This is a genomic window from Nocardioides sp. REDSEA-S30_B4 (assembly GCF_001627265.1).
Lineage (GTDB): Bacteria > Actinomycetota > Actinomycetes > Propionibacteriales > Nocardioidaceae > Nocardioides.
This window is the reverse complement of the sequence record NZ_LUPI01000050.1, coordinates 1-23,682: the sequence shown is the minus strand read 5'-3', so window position 1 is coordinate 23,682 and position 23,682 is coordinate 1. Positions and strand designations below refer to the sequence as shown.

The following is a 23,682-nucleotide window of genomic DNA, read 5'->3' as shown; positions in this document are numbered from 1 at the left end:
CGGTTCGCCGGCCCGCCCCGGGTACCGACCCCTATGGCCCAAGTGGCCATCAACCAAGAAACCAACCGCGACCGACTCCACGCAGGTTGACAGGTTCCGCCCACGTCAGGGTCTGTCGGCCGGCCGATGAACCTTGCCAGGCCACCACGCGCAACGGCCCGCCACCCCGGAGGGGCAGCGGGCCGTCGTACGCCGGATCAGGCGTCGAGCTCAGGCGTCGAGGCTAGACATTGAGTCTGGGCTCAGAAGGACGCCTCGTCGATCTCCATCAGCGACAGGTCGGTCGCTTCGGCGATCGCGCGCTCGGCGGCGAGCTTGGGCAGCACGTTCTGGGCGAAGAACTGGGCCGCAGCGACCTTGCCCTCGTAGAACGCCTTGTCCTTGCCGCCGCCGTCGGGGCCACCGAGCTTCTCCAAGGCCACCTCGGCGCCGCGGAGCAGCAGCCAGGCGCAGACCACGTCACCGAGCGTCATCAGCAGACGCGAGGTGTTGAGGCCGACCTTGTAGATGTTGCGGATCTCCTCCTGCGCCGACATCAGGTCGTTGATCAGGTGACCGACCATGGCGTTGGCGTCGTCGAGGGCGGTGGCCAGCAGGGCGCGCTCGTTCTTCAGGCGGCCGTTGCCGCCCTCGGCGTCGAGGAAAGCCTGGATCTCGCCGGCCAGGTGGCCCAGCGCCTTGCCCTGGTCCTTGACGATCTTGCGGAAGAAGAAGTCCTGGCCCTGGATCGCGGTGGTGCCCTCGTAGAGGGTGTCGATCTTGGCGTCGCGGACGTACTGCTCGATGGGGTACTCCTGCAGGAAGCCGGAGCCGCCGAAGGTCTGCAGGGACTCGGTGCCCAGCAGGGTCCAGGAGCGCTCGGAGCCGTAGCCCTTCACGATCGGGAGCAGCAGGTCGTTGACGGCCTCGGCCAGCTTGTCCTCCTCGCCGTTGTGCTCGGCGATGGCGACCCGGTCCTGCCAGGACGCGGTGTAGAGGACCAGCGAGCGCATCGCCTCGGCGTAGGCCTTCTGCGTCATCAGCGAGCGGCGCACGTCGGGGTGGTGGGTGATCGTCACGCGGGGGGCGGTCTTGTCACCGGACTGGGTCAGGTCGGCACCCTGGACGCGGGACTTCGCGAACTCCAGCGCGTTGAGGTAGCCGGTCGACAGCGTCGCGATGGCCTTGGTGCCGACCATCATGCGGGCGTTCTCGATGACCTGGAACATCTGGGCGATGCCGTCGTGGACCTCGCCGAGCAGCCAGCCGCGGGCCGGCTCGCCGCCACCGACGGCGGGGTCGCCGAAGGTGACCTCGCAGGTGTTGGAGACCTTGATGCCCATCTTGTGCTCGACGTTGGTGACGTAGGCGCCGTTGCGCTCGCCCAGCTCACCGGTCTCGAGGTCGAAGTGGAACTTCGGGACGATGAAGAGCGAGAGGCCCTTGGTGCCCGGGCCGCCGGCGCCCTCGACGCCCGAGGGGCGCGCGAGCACGAGGTGGATGACGTTGTCGGAGAGGTCGGACTCGGCGGAGGTGATGAACCGCTTGACGCCCTCGATGTTCCAGGTGCCGTCCTCGTTGGGGGTGGCCTTGGTGCGGCCCGCGCCCACGTCGGAGCCGGCGTCGGGCTCGGTGAGCACCATGGTGGCGACCCAGCCCTTGTCGATCATCATCTGCGCGATCTTCTTGTCACGCTCGATGCCGTTGCGGTGCAGCACGCCCGCGAACATCGGGCCGGCGCCGTACATCCAGATGGCGGGGTTGGCGCCGAGCACGAGCTCGCCGATGCCCCACGAGATGGTCGGGGGCGCGGGGGTGCCACCGAGCTCGGCGAAGGTCTGCAGGCGCCAGAACTCGGAGTCCATCCAGGCCTGGTAGGACTTCTTGAACGACTCAGGGAGCGGAGCGGTGTTGGTGGTCGGGTCGAAGACTGGGGGGTTGCGGTCCGCGTCGACGAACGACGCGGCGAGGTCCTCGCGGGCGAGGCGCTCGACCTCGGCCAGCACCTCGCGGGCGGTCTCGCCGTCCACCTCGGCGAACGGACCGGTGCCGAGGACCTCGTCGCGGCCCAGCACCTCGAAGAGGTTGAACTCGATGTCGCGCAGGTTGCTCTTGTAGTGGCTCACGGGGGCCCACCTTCTGTTCTCGGGAACCGGCTTCGCATGCAGGGCAGTACGTCGGCGTACTACTGGCCGGTAACATAATGATACGCGTGGGTAACTTAGCGTGCAACCACTTCGGGGTGGTGCGGAACGCCTGTGTGGTAACGCGATCGCGGCCGCCAAGTCCACGAAGTCGAGTGATCTGATCGACTCGTCTGACACACTGGACCTCATGCGTGTGTCCGCCAAGTCCGACTACGCGCTGCGAGCCCTCATCGAGATGGCCACCCGCGCCGATCGGGCGGCGGTGAGCGCCGAGGAGCTCGGCAAGCTGCAGGACATCCCGCGCAACTTCCTCCAAGCGATCCTGGCGGACCTGCGTCGCGCCGGCGTGGTCATCAGCCAGCGTGGTCAGTCCGGCGGCTGGAAGCTGGCCCGGGCGGCGGGCGACGTCACGGTCGCCGACGTCATCCGTGCCGTCGACGGGCCGCTGGTATCGGTCTACGGCCTGCGGCCCGAGGCGGTCGAGTACAACGACCGGGCCGAGCCGCTGCAGCAGGTCTGGATCGCCGCGCGCCGCTCGCTGCGCGACGTCTTCGAGCACGTCTCGATCCAGGAGCTGGCCGACCAGCGGCTCCCGGAGTGCGTGAGCCGGCGTACGGCGGACGAGGACGCCTGGGCGCCGCACTGATTCCTCGCGCCCCGGTGGTCGCGGACGTCGAGACCACCCGTTCTCGAGCGTGAGTCCCTCAGCCCTCGGCGAGCGCCGCAGCCAGCCGGGTCCGGAGCTTGGCCTTCTTCCGCTCCAGCTTGGCGTTGCGCTTCTGCAGCTCCTCGGCGCGCTCCCGGGTGCGGGCCAGCTCGACGAGCAGGTCGGCCAGGGCGTCCGTGGTGCTGGCGAGGCGCTCCTCGAGCGTCGGGTCGGCCGGGGCCGCGACCGGCGCGGCGGCGGGCAGTAGGTCCGAGGCGTCCCCGGTGACGGCGTACCCGCCCTCGGCCAGCGCCTTGCCCCACGCCTCGGCGAGCTCGGTCAGCTCCTCGTGCAGGTCGGCGGGCACCGCGGTGGGAGCGTCGGTGCTGCGGACCAGGTGGGCCTCGACGAGCTGGCGCTGGGTACGCCGGTCCGCGCGGCCGTCGACGGAGGCGTTGACGTCGCGCAGCACGGCCAGCGAGGCCGCGTCGGGTGCGGTGGCGGTCGCGGTCACGGGCAGCGCGTCCGCGTCGGCCCCGACCAGCCGCGCGATCGTGGCCCAGCCCGCCCGCGCGGGGTCTTGCTCGGTGCCGGGGACGACGACGTGGACGCGGTCCGGACGCCGCAGCTCGGCGGCCCAGCGGTCCAGGACCGCCGGCACGTCCTGGTCGGCCCAGAAGGTGGCCGCCTCGTCGAGGCGACGGTCGGGGTCCAGCACCCGCCGGGCGTAGCGGCGCAGCTCCAGCTCGGAGCCGGCGCGCACCGCGTCGGTCCAGGCGGCCGCCAGCTGTCGGGCGGGGTCGGCGAGGACGGCGACCACGTGGACCTCGAAGCCGGCCAGGCTGTCCAGCAGCAGGGCGATCTGCTCGCGGCTGGCCCCGGCGAGCAGGTCGTCGGAGACGACGACCGCGTCGTGCGACTTCGCCCCCTCCTTGCGGGCCCGCTTGCACAGCAGCGCCCAGGTGCCTTCGACCTCCTTGCGCTTGAAGCCGTAGGTCGAGTGCAACCGTCGCAGCTCCAGAGCGGCGCGGCGCGCCTCGTCGGCGCTGCGCGCGGGGACGCGGACGCCGACCTCGGCCAGGGCGGCGGCGTGGTCGCTCAGCGCCCCGGCGAGGGAGCCTCCGCCTGCGTGGGGGAGGCCGATGTGGATCACGAACCTGCGCTTGGCCATGCCCGCAGGGTGGCCGGCGCAGGGGAGCGGCAGGTGAACGGCCGGTGGTGGCCCGGCCGTCGCGCGGTCTAAGCCTTGGTGAAGGTGGCCATCGTCCGCTCGGGCTCCCAGAACGCCTTCATGGAGGCGACGCGGCCGTCGTCGTGGACGACGTAGACCATGATCAGGTCTGTCGTCGTGTGCGAGCCGTCGGGGAACGACGTGCGGATCGAGCCGATGTTGGCGCAGGTGTTGCTGCCCGCGTTGGCGAAGGAGTCGGAGATCGTGAACTCGAAGGTCGCGATCGGCGCGATCGCCAGCTCCCAGAAGGCCCTGATCCCCTCGTGGCCGTGGTGGCCGCGGCCCTCCGGGTCGAACATGGAGGGCCCGACCGGGTCCTCGAGCACCGCGTCCTCGGCGTACACCGTCAGCCACTCGGCCAGGTCGCCCTTCGCGACCGCGGAGTAGGAGCGCATCGAGGCCATCCGGGCCGGGTGCTCGTCGGTGGCGGCGCGCCAGTCGATGGCGTCGGAGGTGATCGCGGCGGGACGGGAGGCGTCGGTGGAGGTGCTCACCCGCGGGATCGTACGCCGGAACTGGAACGTGTTCTAGTGGTCGGACGTGCGTCGCTCAGTCCCGGACGTGCCGCTGGACCCACTCCACGAACGGGCGCAGCGTGCGCCAGTCCTCGCGCACCAGGTCCAGCGCCTCGGGGGTGTGGATCACCGGCTCGAAGCCGTGCTGCCGACCGAGTGTCAGCGCCTTGTGCCGCAGCAGCCCGATGCGCGGGTGGTCGGCGTCGAAGCCGCGCGGCTGGGTCTTGAGGGTGTCGCCGCCGACCTCGAAGCCGGCGCTCTCGAGCTCGGCGACCAGCGCCTCGAGCTCGGGGCCGAAGGTGTCGTGGGCGACCGCCTCGCGAAACGCGGCCAGGCGGGTGCCTGAGGCCTCGTAGAAGCCGGCGCCGGTGCGCAGGCCCCGCGGGCTGATCTCGACGTACCACCCGGTCGCGGGGCCGACGCCGACGTAGGCCCCCTGGTGTGTCTTGTAGGGCGTCTTGTCCTTCGCGAACCGGACGTCGCGGTAGGGGCGGAAGATCTTGGCCTTGCCGAACTCCGGCTCGAGCGACGCGCACAGAGCGGTCATCGGCGCCCTCACCGACTCGGCGTAGACGTGCTTGTGCGCCTCCCAGAACGACTTGGTGTTGTCGACCTCGAGGTCGTCGTAGAAGTCGAGCGCGGCGACGGGAAAGCCTTGGAACTCCACGGCCCCGAGCCTAGGTGGCGGCCGGGGGACGTCATACGTCCGGAGGGAGGGGACGTCCTGTCCGTATGACGTCCCGGGTGTGGAGCGGATGACGAGACTCGAACTCGCGACATCGACCTTGGGAAGGTCGCGCTCTACCAACTGAGCTACATCCGCACGGCCGGTGTGACCAGCCGCGCACATGCTAGACGATCAGGTGGTGGTCCGGTGCGGCGGCCGCGCCAGCGTGGGCCAGCGGGGGTCGAGACCGTCGCCGGAGGAGCGGCCGGTGAGGCGGCGGTGCACCCAGGGGGCGGCGGAGTCGCGGACCCAGGTGGCGTGCTGTCGCCACTGCTCACGACGGGCGAGCTCGGTGATCTCGCGCGGGTCGGGGACGGCGAGGTCGTGCTCCACGCCGAGGGTGTCGAGGACGGCGACGGCCATCCGCTGGTGGCCGGCGGGACCCATGTGCATGCGGTCCTCGTCCCAGTAGCCCCAGTGGCGGTACTCCCGCATCCGCCAGAAGTCCACGACGGTCGCTCCGTGCCGGTCGGCGGCCTCGCGGACCAGCTCGTTGTAGAGCGCGAAGCGGCCGCGCAGGAGGCGGTACGTCGCGGAGCCGCCCGGGTCGAAGGCGGTGAACACGACCACCCGGGCACCGGCCGCGGCCAGGCGCGCCAGCCCGTCGTCGTACGCGGCGACGAGCATGTCGACGTCGACGCTGGGCCGCAGGATGTCGTTGGCGCCGGCGTAGACGGTCACGAGGTCGGGCTCGAGGGCCAGGGCCGGCTCGAGCTGCTCAGCGAGGATCGGCAGCAGCTTGCGACCGCGGATCGCGAGGTTGGCGTAGCCGAAGTCGGGCTCGCGCTCGGCGAGCACCTCGGCGACGCGGTCGGCCCAGCCGCGTACGCCGTTGGGCCGGGTCGGGTCGGGGTCGCCGACGCCCTCGGTGAAGGAGTCGCCGAGGGCGACGTAGCGCTGGAAGCTCACGACCCCATCGTGCCCGGGCGGTCCTCGTCCCCGGACGCCGAGGTGGCTCCGGCGGCGAGAGGGAGGGTTCGGCCCGGCGTACGGACGATAGGTTGACCCCGTGCTGCTCTCAGACCGGGACATCCTCGCCGAGATCGACGCGGGCCGGGTCGTCCTCGACCCCTACGAGCCGGGCATGCTCCAGCCGTCCTCGATCGACGTGCGGCTGGACCGCTTCTTCCGGGTCTTCGACAACCACAAGTACCCCCACATCGACCCCGCGCAGGACCAGTCCGACCTGACCCGGCTGGTCGAGCCCGACGGCGACGAGCCGTTCATCCTGCACCCGGGCGAGTTCGTGCTGGGGTCGACGTACGAGACCGTCACCCTCCCCGACGACATCGCGGCGCGCGTCGAGGGCAAGTCCTCGTTGGGGCGCCTGGGTCTGCTCACCCACGCCACCGCCGGCTTCGTAGACCCCGGCTTCAGCGGCCACGTCACCCTCGAGCTCGCCAACGTCGCGACGCTGCCGATCAAGCTCTACCCCGGGATGAAGATCGGGCAGTTCTGCTTCCTGCGGCTCTCCTCGCCCTCGCAGCACCCCTACGGCTCGGCGAAGTACGGCTCGCGCTACCAGGGCCAGCGCGGCCCCACGCCGTCGCGCTCCTTCCAGAGCTTCCACCGCACCTCGATCTGAGGACTACTGGTTTGGTGAGGCAACCCTAAGTTAGGGTGGCCTCATGACGATCACCCAGACGGCCCGCCCGTTCGTGCTCTGCGAGGCCGAGGTCGTGCTGGCGCAGCGGCTCTCGCCCTCCTTCGTCCGCGTCCACCTCGCGGCCCCCGAGCTCGCGGAGTTCGGCACCGTCGGACCGAGCTACGACCAGCGGATCAAGCTGGTCTTCCCCCACGAGGGCGGCCCGCTCCCGGTGCTCGGCGAGGGCCAGGACTGGTACGCCGAGTGGCTGGCGCTGCCCGAGGCCCAGCGCGGCCACATGCGCACCTACACCGTCCGCGACGTGCTGGGCTCGGGCCCCGACACCCGCGTCGTGGTCGACCTCGTCACCCACGGCACCGACGGCCACGGCGAGGCGGGGCCGGGCTCGCGCTGGGCGGCCTCGGCGACGGTCGGGTCGCGCGTGCTGCTGCTGGGCCCGCGCAAGGGCGTGGTCTACGGCGGCATCGAGTTCGCGGCGCCCGAGGACTCCGAGCTGCTCCTCGTCGGTGACGAGACCGCCGTCCCCGCGATCGCCGCCGTGCTGGCCCAGCTGCCGGTGGACGCGGCCGGTGCGGCGTTCCTCGAGGTGCCGCTCGGGGTCGACGTGCAGTCGCTGGTCCACCCGCCGCGGGTCGAGGTCACCTGGCTACCGCGCGAGGGGCGGCCGGTCGGGTCCCTCCTGCACGAGGCCGTCCTGGGTCACCTGGGCGCGGGCGCCGCGCCGGTCGAGGTGCCGGAGGCCGAGGTCGAGGTCGGGCTGTGGGAGACCCCGACGTACTCCTCCTCCGGCGACTCCCTCGACGAGCACACCACCTCGGTCGGCCACGACCTCGCCGACCTCTACGCCTGGATCGCGGGGGAGTCGCGCGTGGTGACCGGGCTGCGTCGCGCGCTGGTGCGCGACCTCGGGCTCGACCGCCGGCAGGTCGCCTTCATGGGCTACTGGCGCGAGGGCGTCTCGATGGGCACCTGAGCGTCGTACTCCTGCGGGAGGGTGGTCTCGACGCCCGCTCCTCGCTGCTCGACCACCGGACGGCGGCAGCGGCTCAACCGTCGAGCCGGTCGGCGACGCGGCGCAGGCTGGTCGCGAGGCGGTGGCGCTGCGTGACGCGCGGCATCCGGGGCTGCCTGCTGCGGACGAGGCGGTCGGCACGCCGGGCGCGCGCCTCGGCCTCGAGGGTGCTGGGGTGGTCGAGCATGACGAGCTCCTTGCAGGTGGTCGGTCTGTGATGGCTGGTGGGCGAGAGGCCGAACCGGCTCGTCCTTCCGGAAGGTCGCGCCGGTTCGGCGGGGGATGGGTCAGACCTGGAGGAGGGAGACGTTGCCGCTGACGGTGGCGGCGCGGACCTCAACGTGGTCCTGGCCCTCCTCGGGCTGGCCGGCGCCGGCGAGGGTGGAGTGGATGCGACCGGTGAGCGAGCTGATGTCGGTCCACACCGGGACGCCGGCCGGGACGCCGACCCGGACGTCGCCGGAGGCGACCTTGGCCGAGATGCGCCCGCGGCGGATCGCGGAGATCCCGAGGCTGCCGGAGCCGCTGGTGAAGGCGACGTCCGCGCAGGTCGCGTCGACGCGCAGGTCGCCGGAGCCGGTCTTGGTCAGGACGGCGCCGTCGGCCGTGGCCACGTGCACGTCGCCGGACCCCGACGACACCGACAGCTCGTCGAGGACCTCGCGCAGGGTCACGTCGCCGGAGCCGGTCCGCACCTTCAGCGCGGCCCCGGCCCGGTCCACGCGGACGTCGCCCGAGCCGGTGTCGATGCTGCTGGGGGCGTCGAGGCTCTCGACGCTCACCTCGCCCGACCCGGTCCGCAGGCGTACGCCGCCGGCCGGCCCGGTCACGCTCACCCCGGCGCTGCCCAGCTTGGTCGCCACGTTGCTGCGCGGCGGGGTGGTGACCGTGACGTCCAGGGGGCTGTCGAAGGCCGACAGCAGGCCGCCCCGGGGGGCGACCACGCTGACCTGGCCGTCGCGGTCGTGCACGTCGACCCGGTCGGCGTCGCGACCCTCGACGGTGACGGTGGTGGTCTCGGTGCCGGGGGTCTCGGCGCAGCGGACGCGGACCTCGCCGCGGCCGATCTCGACGTAGACCGAGGCGGGTGAGGGGGTGGCGAACTCGAAGCGGGGCACGGCGGTCTCCAGTGGTCGGCGGGGCATGAAGGGTGTGCGGGGCCGCGGGGCCGGCCGAGCCGGTCCCGTGCGGCGGGGGGGGGGGGGGGCCGACGTGGACGGCGCCCTCGTGGGTCGCCGAGCGCACGGCCTGGACCAGCCAGGTGTTGAGCGAGGAGCCGGCGGCCGCCGCCGCGTCCTCGGCCTTGGTCTTGAGCGACTCCGGCAGTCGCAGGGTGATCCGGGCGACGCTGGCGTCCTCCTCGACCTCCTCGGGGCGGGGCGGCGCCGGGGGAGCCGGCGGCGTCGGGGGAGCCGGGGGCGCGGCGTCGACCACGAAGTCGAGGTCGCGACCGTCGAGGCGGACGTCCACGCCGCCCGCCGGCATCGAGGCCGTGATCTCGGCCGCGGCCTGGGAGAGCGCCTCCATCAGGGCGAGTCGCGTGGCCGGCTCGAGGGCGTAGCCCAGGCGCTCGGCCGCCGCGGCGACCTCGGGGCCGCCGGCCTCAGCGGCGGCGAGGAGGTCGCGACGCAGGCTGTCGACGTACGGCGTGATGTCCATGCGCACCACGATGACATCACTGTGACGTCACGTCAAGCACCAGCGACGTCACAGTGGCGTCTCGATGGTGCCGAGGTGGTGCCCAGGTGGTGTCAGGCGGTCCCCGAGGTGCCCGGAGGGGTGGGGACGGCGCGGTCCACGGGTCCTACCGTCGGCGGGTCGTGCCCGGCCCACGCGGTCAGCCCCCAGGGCGCGACACCTCTCGGAAAGGAAGCGCATGCTCCACGCGCCTGCACCCCTGGCCAGCGACACGATCATCTCGGCGAGCTGGGTCGACTACCTGATCGTCGCGATCTACTTCGGCTTCGTCCTCGGCATCGGCCTGATGGCCCGGCGCGGCGTGTCCGACTCGGTGGACTTCTTCCTCTCGGGCCGCTCGCTGCCCGCCTGGGTCACCGGCCTGGCCTTCATCTCCGCCAACCTCGGCGCCGTCGAGATCATGGGCATGTCCGCCAGCGGCGCGGAGTTCGGCCTCCCGACCGTGCATTACTTCTGGGTCGGTGCCATCCCGGCGATGCTGTTCCTCGGCATCGTGATGATGCCCTTCTACTACGGCTCGCAGGTGCGCTCGGTGCCGGAGTTCATGCTGCGGCGCTTCGGCACCGGCGCCCACCTGGTCAACGCGGTGTCCTTCGCCGTCGCGCAGCTGCTGATCGCCGGCATCAACCTCTACCTGCTCGGCTCGATCATCCAGGCGCTCCTGGGGCTGGACCTCTTCCTGGCCGTCGTCATCGCGGCGGTCATCGTGCTCTGCTACATCACCCTCGGCGGGCTGTCGGCCGCGATCTACAACGAGGTGCTGCAGTTCTTCGTGATCGTCGCGGCCCTCACGCCGCTGACGCTGCTCGGCCTGGACCGCGTCGGCGGCTGGCAGGGGGTCAAGGACGGCATCGCCGAGACCGCCGGCCAGGGGGACGTGCCGCCGGCCGCCGACCAGCTCAACAGCTGGCCGGGCACCGCCCTGACGGGCTTCGACTCCGAGCTGCTCTCGGTCGTCGGCATCGTCTTCGGCCTCGGCTTCGTGCTCTCCTTCGGCTACTGGACGACCAACTTCGTCGAGGTCCAGCGCGCGATGGCCACTGACTCGATCTCCTCGGCGCGCAAGACGCCGATCATCGGTGCCTTCCCCAAGATGTTCGTCCCCTTCATCACGATCATCCCCGGCATGATCGCGGCGGTCCTGGTGGCGGAGATCGCCGAGGTCAAGGCCGGCGGCGACGTCAGCGGCGGCGCGGAGGGGTCGGTCACCTACAACGACTCGCTGATCTACCTGATGCGCGACGTGCTGCCCAACGGCCTGCTCGGTGTCGCGATCGCGGGTCTGCTGGCGGCGTTCATGGCCGGCATGGCCGCCAACGTCTCGGCCTTCAACACCGTGTTCAGCGTCGACCTCTGGGAGCGGTACGCCGTCAAGGACCGCTCCGACGGCTACTACCTCCGCGTCGGCCGGTGGGCCACCGTCGGCGCGACGGTCGTGGCGGTCTTCACCGCGCAGCTGGCGGCGAGCTTCTCCAACATCATGGACTACCTCCAGACGCTGTTCGGCTTCTTCAACGCGCCGCTGTTCGCGACGTTCATCCTCGGCATGTTCTGGAAGCGGATGACCGCCACCGCCGGCTGGGCGGGGCTGGCCTCGGGCACGCTCGCCGCGGTCCTCGTCGGCTTCCTGGCCGAGGGCACCCTCGGCTCCCTGTCGATCGGCGTGCTGCCGCTCTCGGGCCAGGGCGCGGCCTTCGTCGCCGCCGGTGTCGCCTTCGCCGTCGACATCGTCGTCTCCGTGGCGGTGTCGCTGGTGACCACGCCCAAGCCCGCCCACGAGCTGGTCGGCCTGGTCTACTCCGAGACCCCGAAGGAGGACCTCGTCGACGAGGCGGAGGCGTCCTACCCGTGGTACCGCCGCACCCTGCCGCTGGCCGGCATCGCCGCGGTCCTGACGATCATCCTCAACCTGGCCTTCTAGGAGTGACCATGAGCGAGCACACCCCGAGCGACGGCGCGGCCAGCACACACAAGGCCGGCCTGCTCGACATCCGCAGCATCATCGGCGCCCTCATGGGTGTCTACGGCGTGATCCTGGTGCTGATGGGGATCTTCGCCGACCCCGAGACCGACAAGACCGGCGGCACCAACGCCAACCTCTGGGCCGGGCTGGCGATGCTGCTCGTGGCCCTCGTCTTCGTGGCGTGGGCCCGGCTGCGGCCGGTCCGGGTGCCGGAGGAGCAGGAGGCTAGCGCCGCTTCTTCCTGACCCACGGCACGGTCAGCTCCGAGGGGGTCTCCGGGCCGGTGTGCACCGTGATGACCGACAGGCTGCCCAGCAGCACCGGCAGCGTCGGGAGCAGGTGCGGCACGTCGAAGGCCTGGACGGCCACGCGCAGGCGGTGGCCCCTGCGGATCTTCGCCGCGGTCGGGAAGACCTCGACGTCGACCGGCTCGATGCCCTCCAGCGGCGCTTGCGACTCCTCGGTGAAGGGGTGCCAGGGCTGGATGATCTTCCCGTTCAGCTTCCGGCTGCGCCGCCGGTCGGTCTCGGCGAGCGAGAGCACCTGCCAGCCGCCGGTCAGCCGGCTGACGGTGCCGTCGGGGGCGACGTCCTCCACCGACACCGAGAGCATCCCGTCGCCGCCACCGGCGACCGAGGTGTAGAGCCGGGCGTTGATCGGGCCGCGGAAGGCGGTCGCCCGCTCCATCGGCTCGGTCTCGAAGACCACGCCGGTCAGGTCGTTGACGCGGGTGTCGTCGAAGCAGGGGTTGGGGAAGGGGAACTGGCTCGCCCCGGCGTTGAGGATGCCCGCGGTCCACTGGTTGGCCGAGCGGGTGCAGGCGCCCGACACGGGCACGGGCAGCACGTCGGCGGTGCCTGCCTCCGGCGTACCGGTGGTGAGGGAGCCGTTGACCAGGGCGGTCGTGGAGCTGCCGGAGAGGTGGTAGGAGCGGGCCCGCAGGTCGCGGTCGATCCAGCGCTTCGACCGCGTCCAGCGGCCGCTGCCCTGCTCGTAGTAGGTGAGGTTCGCGATGTCCTTGTGCAGGCGCTTGTCGCGCTTGCCCTTGACGTAGTGGTCGAACCACCGCAGCTGCAGCTCCTCGAGGCTGCCGTAGCCGGCGTCGCCGATGTCGGCGGCCGAGGATCCCTGGAGGTGGTCCCACGGTCCGGTGATCAGCTTGGTCGGGACGCCGTTGCGCTGCAGCGCCTCGAAGAGCAGCGGGGTGCCGCGCTGGAAGAGGTCGTACTCGCCGGAGACGAAGAAGGCGGGCACCTCCACCTGGTCGATCACGTTGATGACCGAGCGCTGCTCGTAGAACTCGCCGTCGTAGGCCGGCTCCTGGGCCAGCAGTGCCGCCGGGATCACCTGGGCGGTGAACCCGAACGAGGCCGGTGGTGGTGACCAGTCCGAGCCACAGCGGGATGAACCCGACGTCGATCGCACCGCCGCTGGCCACGACGTCGCGGTAGACGTCGGCGCCGGGCACCTGCGGGAAGATCGCCTTGAGGCCCTTGGGCTGGGCGGCGGCCGCCCAGAGCTGGGAGATGCCCATGTACGACGGGCCGGTCATCGCTGTCCTGCCGTTGCTCCAGGACTGCTCGTGGGCCCAGGTCATGATCTCGCCGGCGTCGGTGTTCTCCCGGGTGTCGAAGGCGTTCCACTGGCCGCTGCTGGAGCCGGTGCCGCGGGCGTCGACGGTCAGCTGGGCGTAGCCCCGCTTGACCAGGTAGCCGCCGTCGCTGCCGCCGAGGCCACTGTTGGCCAGCACGGACTTGTTGTACGCCGTGATCGTCACGACCACCGGGAAGCGCTTGTCCACCTGCTCGCCGTCGGCGTCGGCGGGCAGGGTCAGGTCGCCGCGGAGGATGACTCCGTCCGACATCGGGATCTCGAGGTCGGTCAACGTGACCGTGTCGGCGTACTGCTCCTTGCGGGGGGACCAGACCTTCGCAGCCTTGCCCTTGCTCTTCTTCGTGGTCTTGCCCGTGGTGACCGTGGCGCCGAGGTCGACGGCGGCGGGCGAGGACGTCGCGGCGGTGCCGGCGTGGGCCGCACCGGTAGTGACAGCGACCGGGCTCGCGACCAGCGCCAGCGTCAGCAGCCCGCCGAGGGCGCGACGGGAGCGGGTGAGGGGGGAGCGAGCGGGCACGACGGGGGACCTCCGGTGTTGACGGTGCGTCAAGAAGGCTAACGAGCGCCGGTGACAGTCGTCACGGATGTCCACGCTCTGCGCCGCGGCCCGCTGGACGCCGGGACGTGGGCTCCGGAACGACCGGAGGGCGTGCCGTGACACAGGGTCACGACACGCCCTCCGGTCGGGCTGCTCCTCGGCTCAGAGGTCGAAGAGCGACTCCGTGCCGTCGATGTCGGCGTCCGTGCGGGGCTGGTGGGCCTCGCCGCTGGAGACCGGCTTCGGCTTCTCCTCGACGGGGGCCGCCTCGGTGGACGCCTCGGGCTCGGGCTCCTCGGTCGTCTCCGCCTCGGTCGACTCCGCGGTCTCCGGCTCCTCCGTCGACTCCTCAGCCGTCTCCTCGGCCGCTGCCTCGGGCTCCGCCTGCGCCGGCTCCTCCGGGGCAGCCGCCTCGGTCGACCCGGTCGCCTCGGGAGCGGCTGCCGGAGTCTCCGGAGCCGCGGGGGCGGCCGGGGCCGGGGCGTTCGCCGGGGCGGCGATGTCGAACAGCGAGCCGGCCGCGTCCAGGTCGACCGCGGGTGCCGCCGGCTTCTCCGGTGCGGGCGTGGGCTCGGCCTTCGCCGCAGGCTCCTCGGCCTGCGCGGGCTCGACCTTCTCCTCGGCCTGCTCCTCGGACTTCTCCGCGGCGGGCTGCTCGACCTCGGGCTCAGCCGGGGTCTCGGCCGCCGCGGGGGCGGCCGGGGCCGGCTCGTCGGCCGGGATGTCGAACAGCGAGCCGCCGCCCGAGAGGTCGACCGACTCCGTCGGCTCGGACGTCTCCGCCGGCTTCTCGGCCGGCTCCTCAGCCGCAGGTGCCTTCTCCTCGGCCTTCGGGGCAGCCGCGGCGGGCTCGTCGGCGGTCAGGTCGAACAGCGAGCCACCGGAACCCAGGTCCGTGGACGGCTCCGGGTCGGCCTCCGTGGGCTCGGCCGCGGGCGCGGCCTTCGCCTCGGCGGGAGCAGCGGGCTCCTCCTCCGCGGCGGGGGCCTCGTCGCCGCCCAGGTCGAAGAGCGAGCCACCGCCCAGCGACTCCTCGGCCGGAGCGGCCTTCGCCTCCGGAGCGGCAGCCTGCTGCTCGGACGGCTTCTCCGCGGGCTTCTCGGCGGGCTCGTCGAACATCGACGAGGCGTCGTCGAAGAGCGACCCGCCCTTGTCGCCACCCTTGTCCGCGCCCGTGTCCTCGGACTTCTCAGGGGCGGCCTTGGCCGCGGGCTCGTCGTCGAGCATCGAGGAGGCGTCGTCGAAGAGCGAGGAGCCGCCGGAGGCCTTGGCGGCCGGACCGGCGTCCGCGGTCTCGGTGACGGTGTCCTCGGTGACCGTGACGTCGCCGGCCTCGGGCTCGGCCTTGGTCGCGACGTCGGTGTCGCCACCAGCACCGCCGGCGGGGGCCGCCTTGGCCTTCGCCGGGGCAGCGGCCGCACCCTGGCCGGGAGCCAGCTTGGTGGCCTGCTCGCCCTTGACCGAGGCCAGCAGCATCTGCGCGACGTCGAGGACCTCGACCTCCTCGCGGGCCTCGCCCTTGGACTGCTTCATGGTCAGGCCGTCGGAGAGCATCACGCGGCAGAAGGGGCAGCCGACGGCGATCTGGTCCGCCCCCGTGCCGACGGCCTCGGTGGTGCGGTTGATGTTGATCCGCTCGCCGAGGTTCTCCTCCATCCACATGCGGGCACCACCGGCGCCGCAGCAGAAGGAGCGCTCGTTGGCGCGCTCCATCTCGACGTACTCCGCGCCGGGCAGGACCTGCAGCAGCTCGCGGGGCGGGGTGTAGACGCCGTTGTGGCGACCGATGTAGCAGGGGTCGTGGTAGGTGATCGAGCGCTTGTGGGCGCCGGCGCCGTCCTTGACCGGGGTCAGCTTGCCCTCGCGCACCAGCCGGTTGAGCAGCTGCGTGTGGTGGACGACCTCGAGCTCGACACCGAACTCCTTGTACTCGTTCTTGAGCGTGTTGAAGCAGTGGGCACAGGTCGAGACGACCTTCTTGACCTTGTACTCCTTGAAGCTCTCCACGTTCTGCTGGGCCAGGCCCTGGAACACGAACTCGTTGCCCGCGCGGCGCGCGGGGTCACCGGTGCAGGTCTCGCCGTTGCCGAGGACGCCGAAGGTCACGCCGGCCATGTCGAGCAGCTCGGCGACCGCACGGGTCGTCTTCTTCGCACGGTCCTCGTAGGCGCCGGCGCAGCCGACCCAGAACAGCCAGTCGACGGAGTCGAGGTCCTCGATGTCGTCGCCGACGACCTTGACGTCGAAGGGCAGGTCCTTGGCCCAGTCCATGCGGGCCGAGCCCGACATGTTCCAGGGGTTGCCCTTGTTCTCCAGGCCCTTGAAGAGACCGTTGAGCTCGGCGGGGAAGTTCGACTCCACCAGGATCTGATGGCGGCGCATGTCCATGATGTGATCGACGTGCTCGATGTCGACGGGGCACTGCTGGACGCAGGCGCCGCAGGAGGTGCAGTTCCACAGCACCTCGGGGTCGATCACCGCGGCGCCGTTGGCCGGGTTGTAGAACCACTCGCCGTCCTCGAGACCGTCGAGACGGCCGCCGGTCTCGCCGACCAGCGGCTTCTCGACCTCGGTGGCCAGCGCGGTGTTGCCCTCGAGGAGCGCCTCGCGCTCGCCCTCGGGCGCCTTGAGGTAAGGCGCCTTGGCGTAGGCGTGGTCGCGCATCGCGGTGATGAGCAGCTTGGGCGACAGCGGCTTGTCGGTGTTCCACGCCGGGCACTGGGACTGGCAGCGACCGCACTCGGTGCAGGTCGTGAAATCGAGGATGCCCTTCCAGGAGAAGTCCTCGATCGCGCCCACGCCGAGCGTGGCGTCCTCGTCGAGGTCGTCGATGTCGTCGAGGGTGACCGGCTTGCCGTTGTTGGTCAGCGGCTTCATGCCACCCAGGGCCGTGGTGGCGCCGTCGGTGTCGCGGCCGACCGACTCGCGCTTGAAGAAGATGTTGAACCAGGCGGTGAAGCGGTGCCAGGCCACGCCCATGGTCAGGTTGGAGGAGATGACGATCAGCCAGGTCATGGCCAGGACGACCTTGATCATCGCGATGATCACGATGATGTTCTCCAGGACCGCCTCGTTGCCCTCGACGCCGGCGGGGAAGAGGAGCTCGCCGACGGGCCCGGAGATCGGGAAGTGGAAGAGGGTGAAGTCCTCGGGGTGGTCGCTGTCGATCTGGCCGAGGTTGTACTCCGCGCCGCGGATGAAGAGGATCGCCGAGCTCTCCAGCAGCACGAACGCCTCGACGAAGTAGGCCTGCCACTGGGTGGAGCCGAAGAAGCGGCTCCTGCGCCCCTTGTCGCGCGGGTGGTTGCGCTGGCGGTGGATGATCAGCGCGATGATGCCGATCGTGCCGAGCAGGCCCAGGCCCTCGCTGACCCACTCGTAGATGAAGAAGTGGCCGATGATCGGCAACGCGAAGTCGGGGTCGAACAGCTGGACGAAGCCGGTCGCGACCGCCGCCGAAAGCACCAGGAAGGCGGCGTAGATGAACCAGTGCATCGCACCGATCCAGTGCCACTGGAGCATGCGCGTGTGGAGGAAGGACTCCTTCAGCAGCGTCACCGCCCGCTTGCCGGGGTTGTCGCTGCGGTTCATGGCCGGCTGACCGAGGCGTACCGTCGCCACGATCTGCTGCACCGCGCGCGCCGTCATGGCGACGGCGACAGCGGTGAAGGCCAGGGACACCACGATGGCGAAGGTCTGCATGGATCTCCTCGTCTCCAGCACCTGCCCAGGGGGCGACAGGTGCTCGCGTGAGCCTAGGGGGGCCCGACCATGTCCGTCAGGCCCGTCCGGGGTGAGGTAGATCCTACCGGTAGGTAACTTGCGGCGGTGGGTGGTCTCGACGCCCGCTCGTCGCCGGCGTGGCGCCGAGGGTCAGGTGCGCTTGACCTTGCGCAGCTTGCCCTTGCCGTTGAACGTGGCGGTCAGCTCCACCTTCTTGCCCCGCCCGTCCTTGGCGCAGAAGCCGTAGCTCCTGCCCAGGCGGGTGTAGGGCTGGCCGACGACCTTCATCACCGTGGTGGTGCTCATGCCGCGGCGCAGCTTCTTCTGCACGGTGCCGACCGGGAGCCGGTTGCCGGGGTTGCGGCAGGAGTCGGGCGCGATGCCGTAGGCGCGCTCCCACATCTGCAGGTAGGCCTCGGCCCCGCGGGACATGTCGTCGAGGATCTTCGCGCCGTCGCCCTTCTTCGACGCCTCGGCGATCAGCGAGAGGTCCTGGATCCAGTCGGGGTAGAGGCCGTACTGCGCCACGCCGTCGACGTTGATGTCGTAGACCCGCTCGCCGGCCACCTGCTGGTCGACGCGTACGCCGCCGAGCCCCCGGAACGGGTAGGTGACCGGGTTCGGGACGTCCTCCCCGCGGGGGCCGCCCTGGGCGCCGAGCCCGTTGATGTCGGCGCCGAAGCCGAAGCCCCAGTAGTAGCGCGGGTCCGCCCAGCCCTGGTGGGAGCGCCACTTCTCCACGAAGCCGGTGCTGCCGCCGGCGTACGCGGTGATGATGCCGCCGGCCCGGTAGACGCGCGGGTAGGCGTCGAGCGTGGACCAGGAGTGGCTGGAGATCAGGCCGTGGTAGCCCATCTCCTCGATCTGGTCGAGCGTGGCGTTGCGGGCCTTCACGCTCATGTGGTCGGGGTCGAAGATGATGTGGCGCTTCGCGAGCTCGTTGATCGTGTACTCACCGAGCGTGGTGAGGCCGCGGCTGTTGCAGTGCAGCGGCGTCGGGTAGAGCGGCAGCGCGGGCAGCGCCAGCGTCCCCGACAGCATCGCGATGGCCCCGAAGAGCGCGTCCTGCTGGCCGGCGGAGATGTCCGGGGCGGCGTACTGCGTCTTGTCGGCGCTCTCGCCGTCCTCCGGTTCGCAGTGCTGCATGTCCCAGAAGGTGCCGGTCTCGAGGAAGTTGGCGCTGTTGACCAGCACCCCGGTCTCGCCAGCGTCCCCGGCGATGCCCGACAGCGCGTTGTCGAACTTGTTGACGATCTCCATCTGACGCACGCCGAGGTCGTGCATCTCGTCGATCTGGGTGGCGATCTCCTCCTCGTCGCACGCCGGGACGTCGCCGACGAGCGGCACGTTCTTGAAGGTGCAGCCGAACGGCACGGAGGTCTCGATGCCGAGGATCACCGCCATCTTGCCGTCGTTGATGACCTCGCGGGCCTCGTAGGGGCTGGTGACGATGCGGTAGAAGCCCTTGCCGGGGCCGCCGAACTGGGCGTCGACGTAGTCCTGGAAGGCGTAGGTCTGGGCGGCCTGCAGGCGCACGGAGTCCATGTCGTCGCAGGAGTTCCGCTTCAGCGGGTAGAGCTGGCACAGCTGGTTGTTCTCGACCAGCAGGTTGACGAAGATGCGCTGGCCGCCGCGCCAGGCGCGCTCCATCCAGCGGTAGTAGGTGCCCTCGTGGGTCAGCGAGTCCGGTGCCGGCCAGTCCACGAACGTCGGCCAGCCGACCGGGTCGTGGCTCGGCTTGCCCGAGAGCGCCGCCTCGAGGACGGCGCCGTAGCCGCCGGTGGTGGTGTGGTCGATGCAGTCGACGAGGGCGAACGGGGCGCCGAAGGGGTCCCAGGGCTTGCCGCAGTGGGCCATGCCGCCGAGGAACTCGAAGGCCATGTGGTGGGTGTGCCCGTCGACGTACCCACGGACCTCCTGGAAGTCGCTGACACCGCCGTGCGGGTTGCCGCGGACGTTGACGCCGGCCTCGGGGTACGCCGTGCAGCCGGACGCCCGGGTGGCGCGGAAGGAGCTGGCGCCGTCGATGGTGAGCGGCTCGCCGTCCTGGGTGAGGGTCAGCTGCTTCCCGGTGAGCTCGGCGGTCCACACCGCCTCCGCCGCGGCCTCATCGACGGTGCCGCCCGGCACGAGCAGCTGGGAGTCGGGGTCCTGGATGAGGTAGGTGCCCAGCGCGGTCGGTTTGAAGTAGAGCGGGGTCCCGCCCGGCACGAGCGTGTAGCAGCCGTTGGCCAGGGCGTACTTGGTGCGCGGCGTCTTCGTGCGGCGGGGGTAGGCGCGCGTGCCGCGCAGCTTCGGGTCCGGCAGCGCCCGCTCCCGGTCGACGTAGCGCGTCGAGGCCGCCCGCTCGGCGGCGGTCGTCGGGTCCACCGGGTCGGAGGCCGACGTGCCCGCCCGGGACAGGGCGTCGCGCTCGCCGTCGCCGACGGCGCCATGGATGTCGAAGCGCTCGCCGCGCGGCCCCTCCAGCGTCATCCCGCCACCGCTGCTGGCGCGGTGCAGCTCCTTGAGGTCCACCCGCGGGGTGGTCGGCGCGTGGCCGGGCAGGGCCATCACGGCGGCCACGAGGGCGGCGGCGCTGACGCCGGCGAGCACGAGCCGGGGAGTACGTCGACGGGCGCCGCCGATGGGGTGCTGGGCCGACTGCTGGGCCGACTGCTGGGCCGGGCCGGCCGGGTCGTGCTGGCTGCGGTCGCGGCGCGGGAACCGACGGGAGCGGGGCTGGCTGGGCATGGGGGGACCTCCGAGGTGACGTCCGGAGAATCTGACACATGTTCACATCCGTGTCGAGGGAAACGGGGTATTCGGTCACCTGCGGTGCGCAGGGTGCGGCCCCGTGCGTCCCCCGATCCGCCGCTCCCGGCTGCTGCCCCTGCTCCTCGTCCCCGCCCTCGCGCTGACCCCGCTGGCGACCCAGTCGGTCGCTCCGGGCGAGCGCCTGCTCGCGCCCGCCGGCGCCGAGACCGAGGACCCGGCCACCGGTGTCCCCGACCGGGTCGTGCTGAACCCGACCGAGGACACCACGACCTCGGTGATGGTCACCTGGCGCACGGCTGCGGGGCTGGAGGACCACCGCGCCCAGGTGCGGCTGCCCGGTGGTGGCCGGCTCGTCGGTGAGTTCCCCTCCTCGCACGAGGAGTCGGCGATGTCCCAGCCCGAGGCCGAGCACCACAGCACGCTCATGGACGGCCTCGAGCCGGGCACCGCCTACGAGTACCGCGTGGGCGGCGAGGCCGGCTGGAGCCGTTGGCGCCCGATGCGCACCGCCGACGAGGGCAGCGAGCCGTTCACCTTCCTCTACTTCGGCGACGCCCAGAACGGCCTGACCGACTGGTGGCCGCCCGTCGTGCGGCGGGCGCTGCGCGGGGAGCCCGACGCCCGGCTGACCCTGCACGAGGGCGACCAGATCAACGAGGCCGACAACGACCCCGAGTGGGGCGATTGGTTCCGCGGGGCCGAGCGGCTGCTGACCTCGACGCTGACGCTGACCAGCCCCGGCAACCACGAGTACTCCGGTGACCAGTTCATCACCGGCTACCGCGCGCACTACGAGTACCCGCTCAACGGGCCGCTGCTGCTGCGCCACGAGGACGTCTACTACGCCGACTACCAGGGCGTGCGCTTCATCGGCCTCAACGCCAACCAGCAGCTCGGCGCGCCCGACCAGGCGATCTGGCTGCGCCGCATCGCCCTGACCGAGAACCCGATGGACTGGACGGTCGTCTTCTTCCACCACCCGGTGTTCAGCGCCTCCGAGGGCCGCGACAACCCGCAGCTGCGCGCGTTCTGGCTGCCCACCTTGGAGGAGCTCGGCATCGACCTGGTCCTCCAGGGCCACGACCACACCTACGCCCGCGGCCACCTCACCGAGAACGAGACCGGACCCGGCACGCACGTGGGGCCGACGTACGTCGTCTCGGTGGCCGGCTCGAAGTACTACGAGCTGGCCCCGGCCGACGACAACGTGTGGACGCAGAACGACGCGACCCGGGTGCTGGCGCACGCCCAGACCTCGACCTACCAGGCGATCTCGGTCTCGCAGGACCGGCTGGTCTTCCGCTCGGTCATCGGTGCGAAGGGGGAGGGCAGCACCACCGACCGCGAGCGGGGCGACCTGCTGGACGCCTTCACCATCACCCGTGGCGAGGACGGCACCAAGGTCGTCGAGGACGGCCTGCCGACGCGGGTCAAGGTGCGGCGCACCCGCGTGAAGGGCCGGGAGGGCGTCGTGGTGGCGAGGCTGCTGGCGCCGCGGCACCGTCCGACCGGCCGCGTGACCGCGTGGGTGGGCGAGGAGAAGGTCGGTGCCGGCCGGCTCCGGAAGGGTCGCGTCCGGGTCACGCTGCGCGGCCTGCCGCGTCGGGCCGAGGCCGTCGAGCTGCGCTACTCCGGGGACGGTCGGGCGTGTGCCGCCACCAGGGCCGTCCCGCTCGGCTGAACGAGCGGGTCCTCCCGGCCGAGACCGGCCACGGCGGCGAGCACCAGCGCGGTGCCGAGCAGCCCGAGCGGGCCGATGCGCTCGTCGAGCAGCACCGCGGCGACGGCCGCCGCGGTGACGGGCTCGAGCAGGGTCGCGACGGTGGCGGCCGAGCCCGAGGTGGTGCGCAGGCCGGCGTACAGCAGGGCGTAGGCCAACGCCATCGTCAGCACGCCCAGGTAGGCGAGCAGGGCCAGTGCGCCGGGGTCGTCCGTGAGTCGCGGGCCGTCGACGAGCAGGGCGAGCGGGGCCAGCCCGACGGCACCGACGGTCGTCGTGGCGGTGGTGAGCGCGAGCGGGGAGGTCTGCCGGGCCAGCACCTCGCCCTGCGCGGTGGCGAAGGCGTACGCCGACCCCGAGGCGAGCGCCGCCAGCAGCCCGAGGCCCGGGCTGGGGCCGGTGCCGCCGCCGTGGCCGGCGCCCACGCTGACCAGCACCAGGCCGGTGAGGGCCGCGACCAGGACGAGCGCCCGGGTGCCGCCGGGCGGCCGGCGGTGCCGGAGCGACTCCGCCGCGGTCAGCAGCACCGGCGCCAGGCCGAGGCTCACCACGGTCGCGACGGAGACGCCGACGAGGGTGACGGAGGCGAAGTAGAGGGCCTGGTAGGCCGCGGTCGCGGTGCCGACGACGACGGTGCGCCGGGGGTGCTCCCGCAGCAGCCGCAGGAGGGCGGGGGCGCTGCGGGTGGCGAGCACGGCCACCGCGAGCACGGCGGCAGCCAGCACCATCCTCCACGCGCTGATGGTGACGACGTGCATCGGCACCCGCTCGCGGACCAGCTGCACGACCAGGCCCCCGGTGCCCCACAGGACACCGGCGAGGCAGACCTGGAGCAGGCCGAGGCGCGCACGGGCGCTCATGGGCGACCTCCGAGCCGCGTGGTGAGGAGCTGCGCGGTGCGGCGTACGTCGGCGGCGAGCGCGGCGGGGGCGACCTGCTGCTCGTCGACCGGGTAGGTCACCGCGATGCCCGCGGCCGGATGGCCGGTGTGGTCGAGGACCGCGGCCGCCACGCTGGCCAGACCCTCGGTGACCTCGCCGTCCTCGGTGGCATGGCCGCGCTGCCGGGTCTCGGTGAGCAGCGACCGCAGTGCCGAGGGGGTGCGAGGGCCGCGACCCGTGCGGTCGACGAAGGAGTCGGCGTGCGGGTAGAGCGCGCGCACCTGGGCGGCGGGCAGGGCCGCCAGCAGCGCGCGGCCGCTGGCGGTCAGGTGGGCCGGCAGCCGCACCCCCACGTCGGTCACGAGCGGCGGTCGGCCCGGGGCTCGCTCCTCGACGACGTACAGCACGTCACGGCCGTGCAGGACCGCGAGATGAGCGCTGTGGCCGGTGCGGTCGACCAGCTGGGCGAGCGCGCGGCGACTGATCCGCTGCAGCGGCTCCTGGCGGGTGTAGCCGCTGCCGACCTCGAACGCCGCGACCCCGAGACCGTAGCGGTGCTCCTCGGGCAGGTGGGCCACGAAGCCCTCGGCCACCATGACGCCGAGCAGGTGGTACGCCGTCGACCGCGGCAGGTCGCAGGCGCGCGCGATCCGCTCCAGCGGCACCGGGTCGGGCTGGCTGGCCAGGAAGCGCAGCACCCGCAGCGTGCGGGTCGCGGCGGGGACCTGGCTCATGGGGTGAAGGCTCTCACCTGGGGCGGGTGCGGGGTCTCGTGGCTCGTGGCTGGCGCTCCTCGCGCCTCGACCAGCGGGGTGGGGCGACCGGCGGTGGGGCGACCGGCGGTGGGGCGACCGGCGGCGGGGTCACCGCAGCGGGTGCTCCTGCTCGGCGGGGACGAGGGGGGCGGCGAGGAGCGGGCAGAGAG

Annotated in this window: 18 protein-coding genes, 1 tRNA gene and 2 pseudogenes; 6 read left to right on the top strand and 15 right to left on the bottom strand. The window is 72.0% G+C overall.

Going from position 1 to position 23,682, the window contains the following annotated elements:
- Positions 1–242: 242 nt before the first annotated feature.
- Positions 243–2,105, bottom strand: a complete 1,863-nt coding sequence (locus tag A6R01_RS11015) for an acyl-CoA dehydrogenase (protein WP_292605790.1) — start codon at positions 2,103–2,105, stop codon at positions 243–245.
- Positions 2,106–2,313: 208 nt separating this feature from the next.
- Here A6R01_RS11015 and A6R01_RS11010 point away from each other — a divergent pair, with 208 nt between their 5' ends.
- On the top strand, positions 2,314–2,772 hold the full coding sequence (locus tag A6R01_RS11010; RefSeq protein WP_292605788.1) for an Rrf2 family transcriptional regulator: 459 nt from the start codon (positions 2,314–2,316) through the stop codon (positions 2,770–2,772).
- Between the two features lie 58 nt (positions 2,773–2,830).
- Here the strand turns inward: A6R01_RS11010 and A6R01_RS11005 are convergent, their stop codons facing one another.
- From A6R01_RS11005 to A6R01_RS10985, 5 genes are all read right to left on the bottom strand, one after another.
- Positions 2,831–3,943, bottom strand: coding sequence for a hypothetical protein (locus A6R01_RS11005; protein ID WP_292605786.1), 1,113 nt, complete (start codon positions 3,941–3,943; stop codon positions 2,831–2,833).
- 68 nt (positions 3,944–4,011) lie between these two features.
- Positions 4,012–4,497: a nuclear transport factor 2 family protein gene (locus A6R01_RS11000; protein WP_292605784.1), complete on the bottom strand. Its 486-nt coding sequence runs from the start codon at positions 4,495–4,497 to the stop codon at positions 4,012–4,014.
- 55 nt (positions 4,498–4,552) lie between these two features.
- Positions 4,553–5,185: a DUF2461 domain-containing protein gene (locus A6R01_RS10995; protein WP_292605782.1), complete on the bottom strand. Its 633-nt coding sequence runs from the start codon at positions 5,183–5,185 to the stop codon at positions 4,553–4,555.
- Positions 5,186–5,265: 80 nt separating this feature from the next.
- Positions 5,266–5,341: transfer RNA gene (locus tag A6R01_RS10990), tRNA-Gly, on the bottom strand.
- Between the two features lie 36 nt (positions 5,342–5,377).
- A complete protein-coding gene (locus A6R01_RS10985) occupies positions 5,378–6,154 on the bottom strand; it encodes an SGNH/GDSL hydrolase family protein (protein WP_292605781.1) in 777 nt (258 codons plus the stop codon).
- Positions 6,155–6,254: 100 nt separating this feature from the next.
- Between A6R01_RS10985 and dcd the strand changes: the two genes are divergently transcribed.
- The gene (gene dcd, locus A6R01_RS10980) at positions 6,255–6,830 is read left to right on the top strand and encodes a dCTP deaminase (protein ID WP_292605779.1); all 576 of its coding nucleotides are present in this window, start codon (positions 6,255–6,257) and stop codon (positions 6,828–6,830) included.
- A gap of 43 nt (positions 6,831–6,873) precedes the next feature.
- The gene (locus A6R01_RS10975; protein WP_292605777.1) at positions 6,874–7,824 is read left to right on the top strand and encodes a siderophore-interacting protein; all 951 of its coding nucleotides are present in this window, start codon (positions 6,874–6,876) and stop codon (positions 7,822–7,824) included.
- Positions 7,825–7,897: 73 nt separating this feature from the next.
- On the opposite strand, the gene A6R01_RS10970 is transcribed toward A6R01_RS10975, so the two are convergent.
- From A6R01_RS10970 to A6R01_RS10960, 3 genes and pseudogenes are all read right to left on the bottom strand, one after another.
- On the bottom strand, positions 7,898–8,050 hold the full coding sequence (locus tag A6R01_RS10970; RefSeq protein ID WP_292605775.1) for a hypothetical protein: 153 nt from the start codon (positions 8,048–8,050) through the stop codon (positions 7,898–7,900).
- A gap of 100 nt (positions 8,051–8,150) precedes the next feature.
- Complete coding sequence (locus A6R01_RS10965) at positions 8,151–8,981, bottom strand: DUF4097 family beta strand repeat-containing protein (protein WP_292605773.1); 831 nt, start codon at positions 8,979–8,981, stop codon at positions 8,151–8,153.
- A gap of 139 nt (positions 8,982–9,120) precedes the next feature.
- Positions 9,121–9,348 (bottom strand): annotated as a pseudogene (locus A6R01_RS10960) (toxin-antitoxin system HicB family antitoxin); the annotation flags it as partial.
- Between the two features lie 412 nt (positions 9,349–9,760).
- On the opposite strand from A6R01_RS10960, the gene A6R01_RS10955 reads away from it, so the two are divergent.
- Both A6R01_RS10955 and A6R01_RS10950 read left to right on the top strand, forming a co-directional pair.
- The gene (locus A6R01_RS10955; RefSeq protein ID WP_292605792.1) at positions 9,761–11,482 is read left to right on the top strand and encodes a sodium:solute symporter family protein; all 1,722 of its coding nucleotides are present in this window, start codon (positions 9,761–9,763) and stop codon (positions 11,480–11,482) included.
- Between the two features lie 8 nt (positions 11,483–11,490).
- Complete coding sequence (locus A6R01_RS10950; RefSeq protein ID WP_292605771.1) at positions 11,491–11,769, top strand: hypothetical protein; 279 nt, start codon at positions 11,491–11,493, stop codon at positions 11,767–11,769.
- Here the strand turns inward: A6R01_RS10950 and A6R01_RS10945 are convergent.
- The 4 genes and pseudogenes from A6R01_RS10945 to A6R01_RS10930 form a co-directional block, all read right to left on the bottom strand.
- The gene (locus tag A6R01_RS10945; protein ID WP_292605769.1) at positions 11,750–12,871 is read right to left on the bottom strand and encodes a CocE/NonD family hydrolase; all 1,122 of its coding nucleotides are present in this window, start codon (positions 12,869–12,871) and stop codon (positions 11,750–11,752) included. The genes A6R01_RS10950 and A6R01_RS10945 overlap by 20 nt on opposite strands.
- 73 nt (positions 12,872–12,944) lie before the next feature.
- Positions 12,945–13,388, bottom strand: a pseudogene (locus A6R01_RS18310) (CocE/NonD family hydrolase); the annotation flags it as partial.
- Positions 13,389–13,838: 450 nt separating this feature from the next.
- Positions 13,839–17,378 (bottom strand): (Fe-S)-binding protein, encoded by a 3,540-nt coding sequence (locus tag A6R01_RS10935; RefSeq protein WP_292605765.1) that lies wholly within the window; start codon positions 17,376–17,378, stop codon positions 13,839–13,841.
- Between the two features lie 171 nt (positions 17,379–17,549).
- A complete protein-coding gene (locus A6R01_RS10930) occupies positions 17,550–20,132 on the bottom strand; it encodes a hypothetical protein (RefSeq protein ID WP_292605763.1) in 2,583 nt (860 codons plus the stop codon).
- Positions 20,133–20,235: 103 nt separating this feature from the next.
- Here A6R01_RS10930 and A6R01_RS10925 point away from each other — a divergent pair, with 103 nt between their 5' ends.
- Positions 20,236–21,837, top strand: a complete 1,602-nt coding sequence (locus A6R01_RS10925; protein WP_292605761.1) for a metallophosphoesterase family protein — start codon at positions 20,236–20,238, stop codon at positions 21,835–21,837.
- Here A6R01_RS10925 and A6R01_RS10920 read toward each other — a convergent pair.
- Together A6R01_RS10920 and A6R01_RS10915 are read right to left on the bottom strand one after the other, a co-directional pair.
- Positions 21,783–22,736, bottom strand: coding sequence for a DMT family transporter (locus A6R01_RS10920; RefSeq protein WP_292605759.1), 954 nt, complete (start codon positions 22,734–22,736; stop codon positions 21,783–21,785). The genes A6R01_RS10925 and A6R01_RS10920 overlap by 55 nt on opposite strands.
- Positions 22,733–23,491 (bottom strand): IclR family transcriptional regulator, encoded by a 759-nt coding sequence (locus A6R01_RS10915; RefSeq protein WP_292605757.1) that lies wholly within the window; start codon positions 23,489–23,491, stop codon positions 22,733–22,735. Before A6R01_RS10915 ends, A6R01_RS10920 begins: the two co-directional genes overlap by 4 nt.
- Between the last annotated feature and the right edge of the window lie 191 nt (positions 23,492–23,682).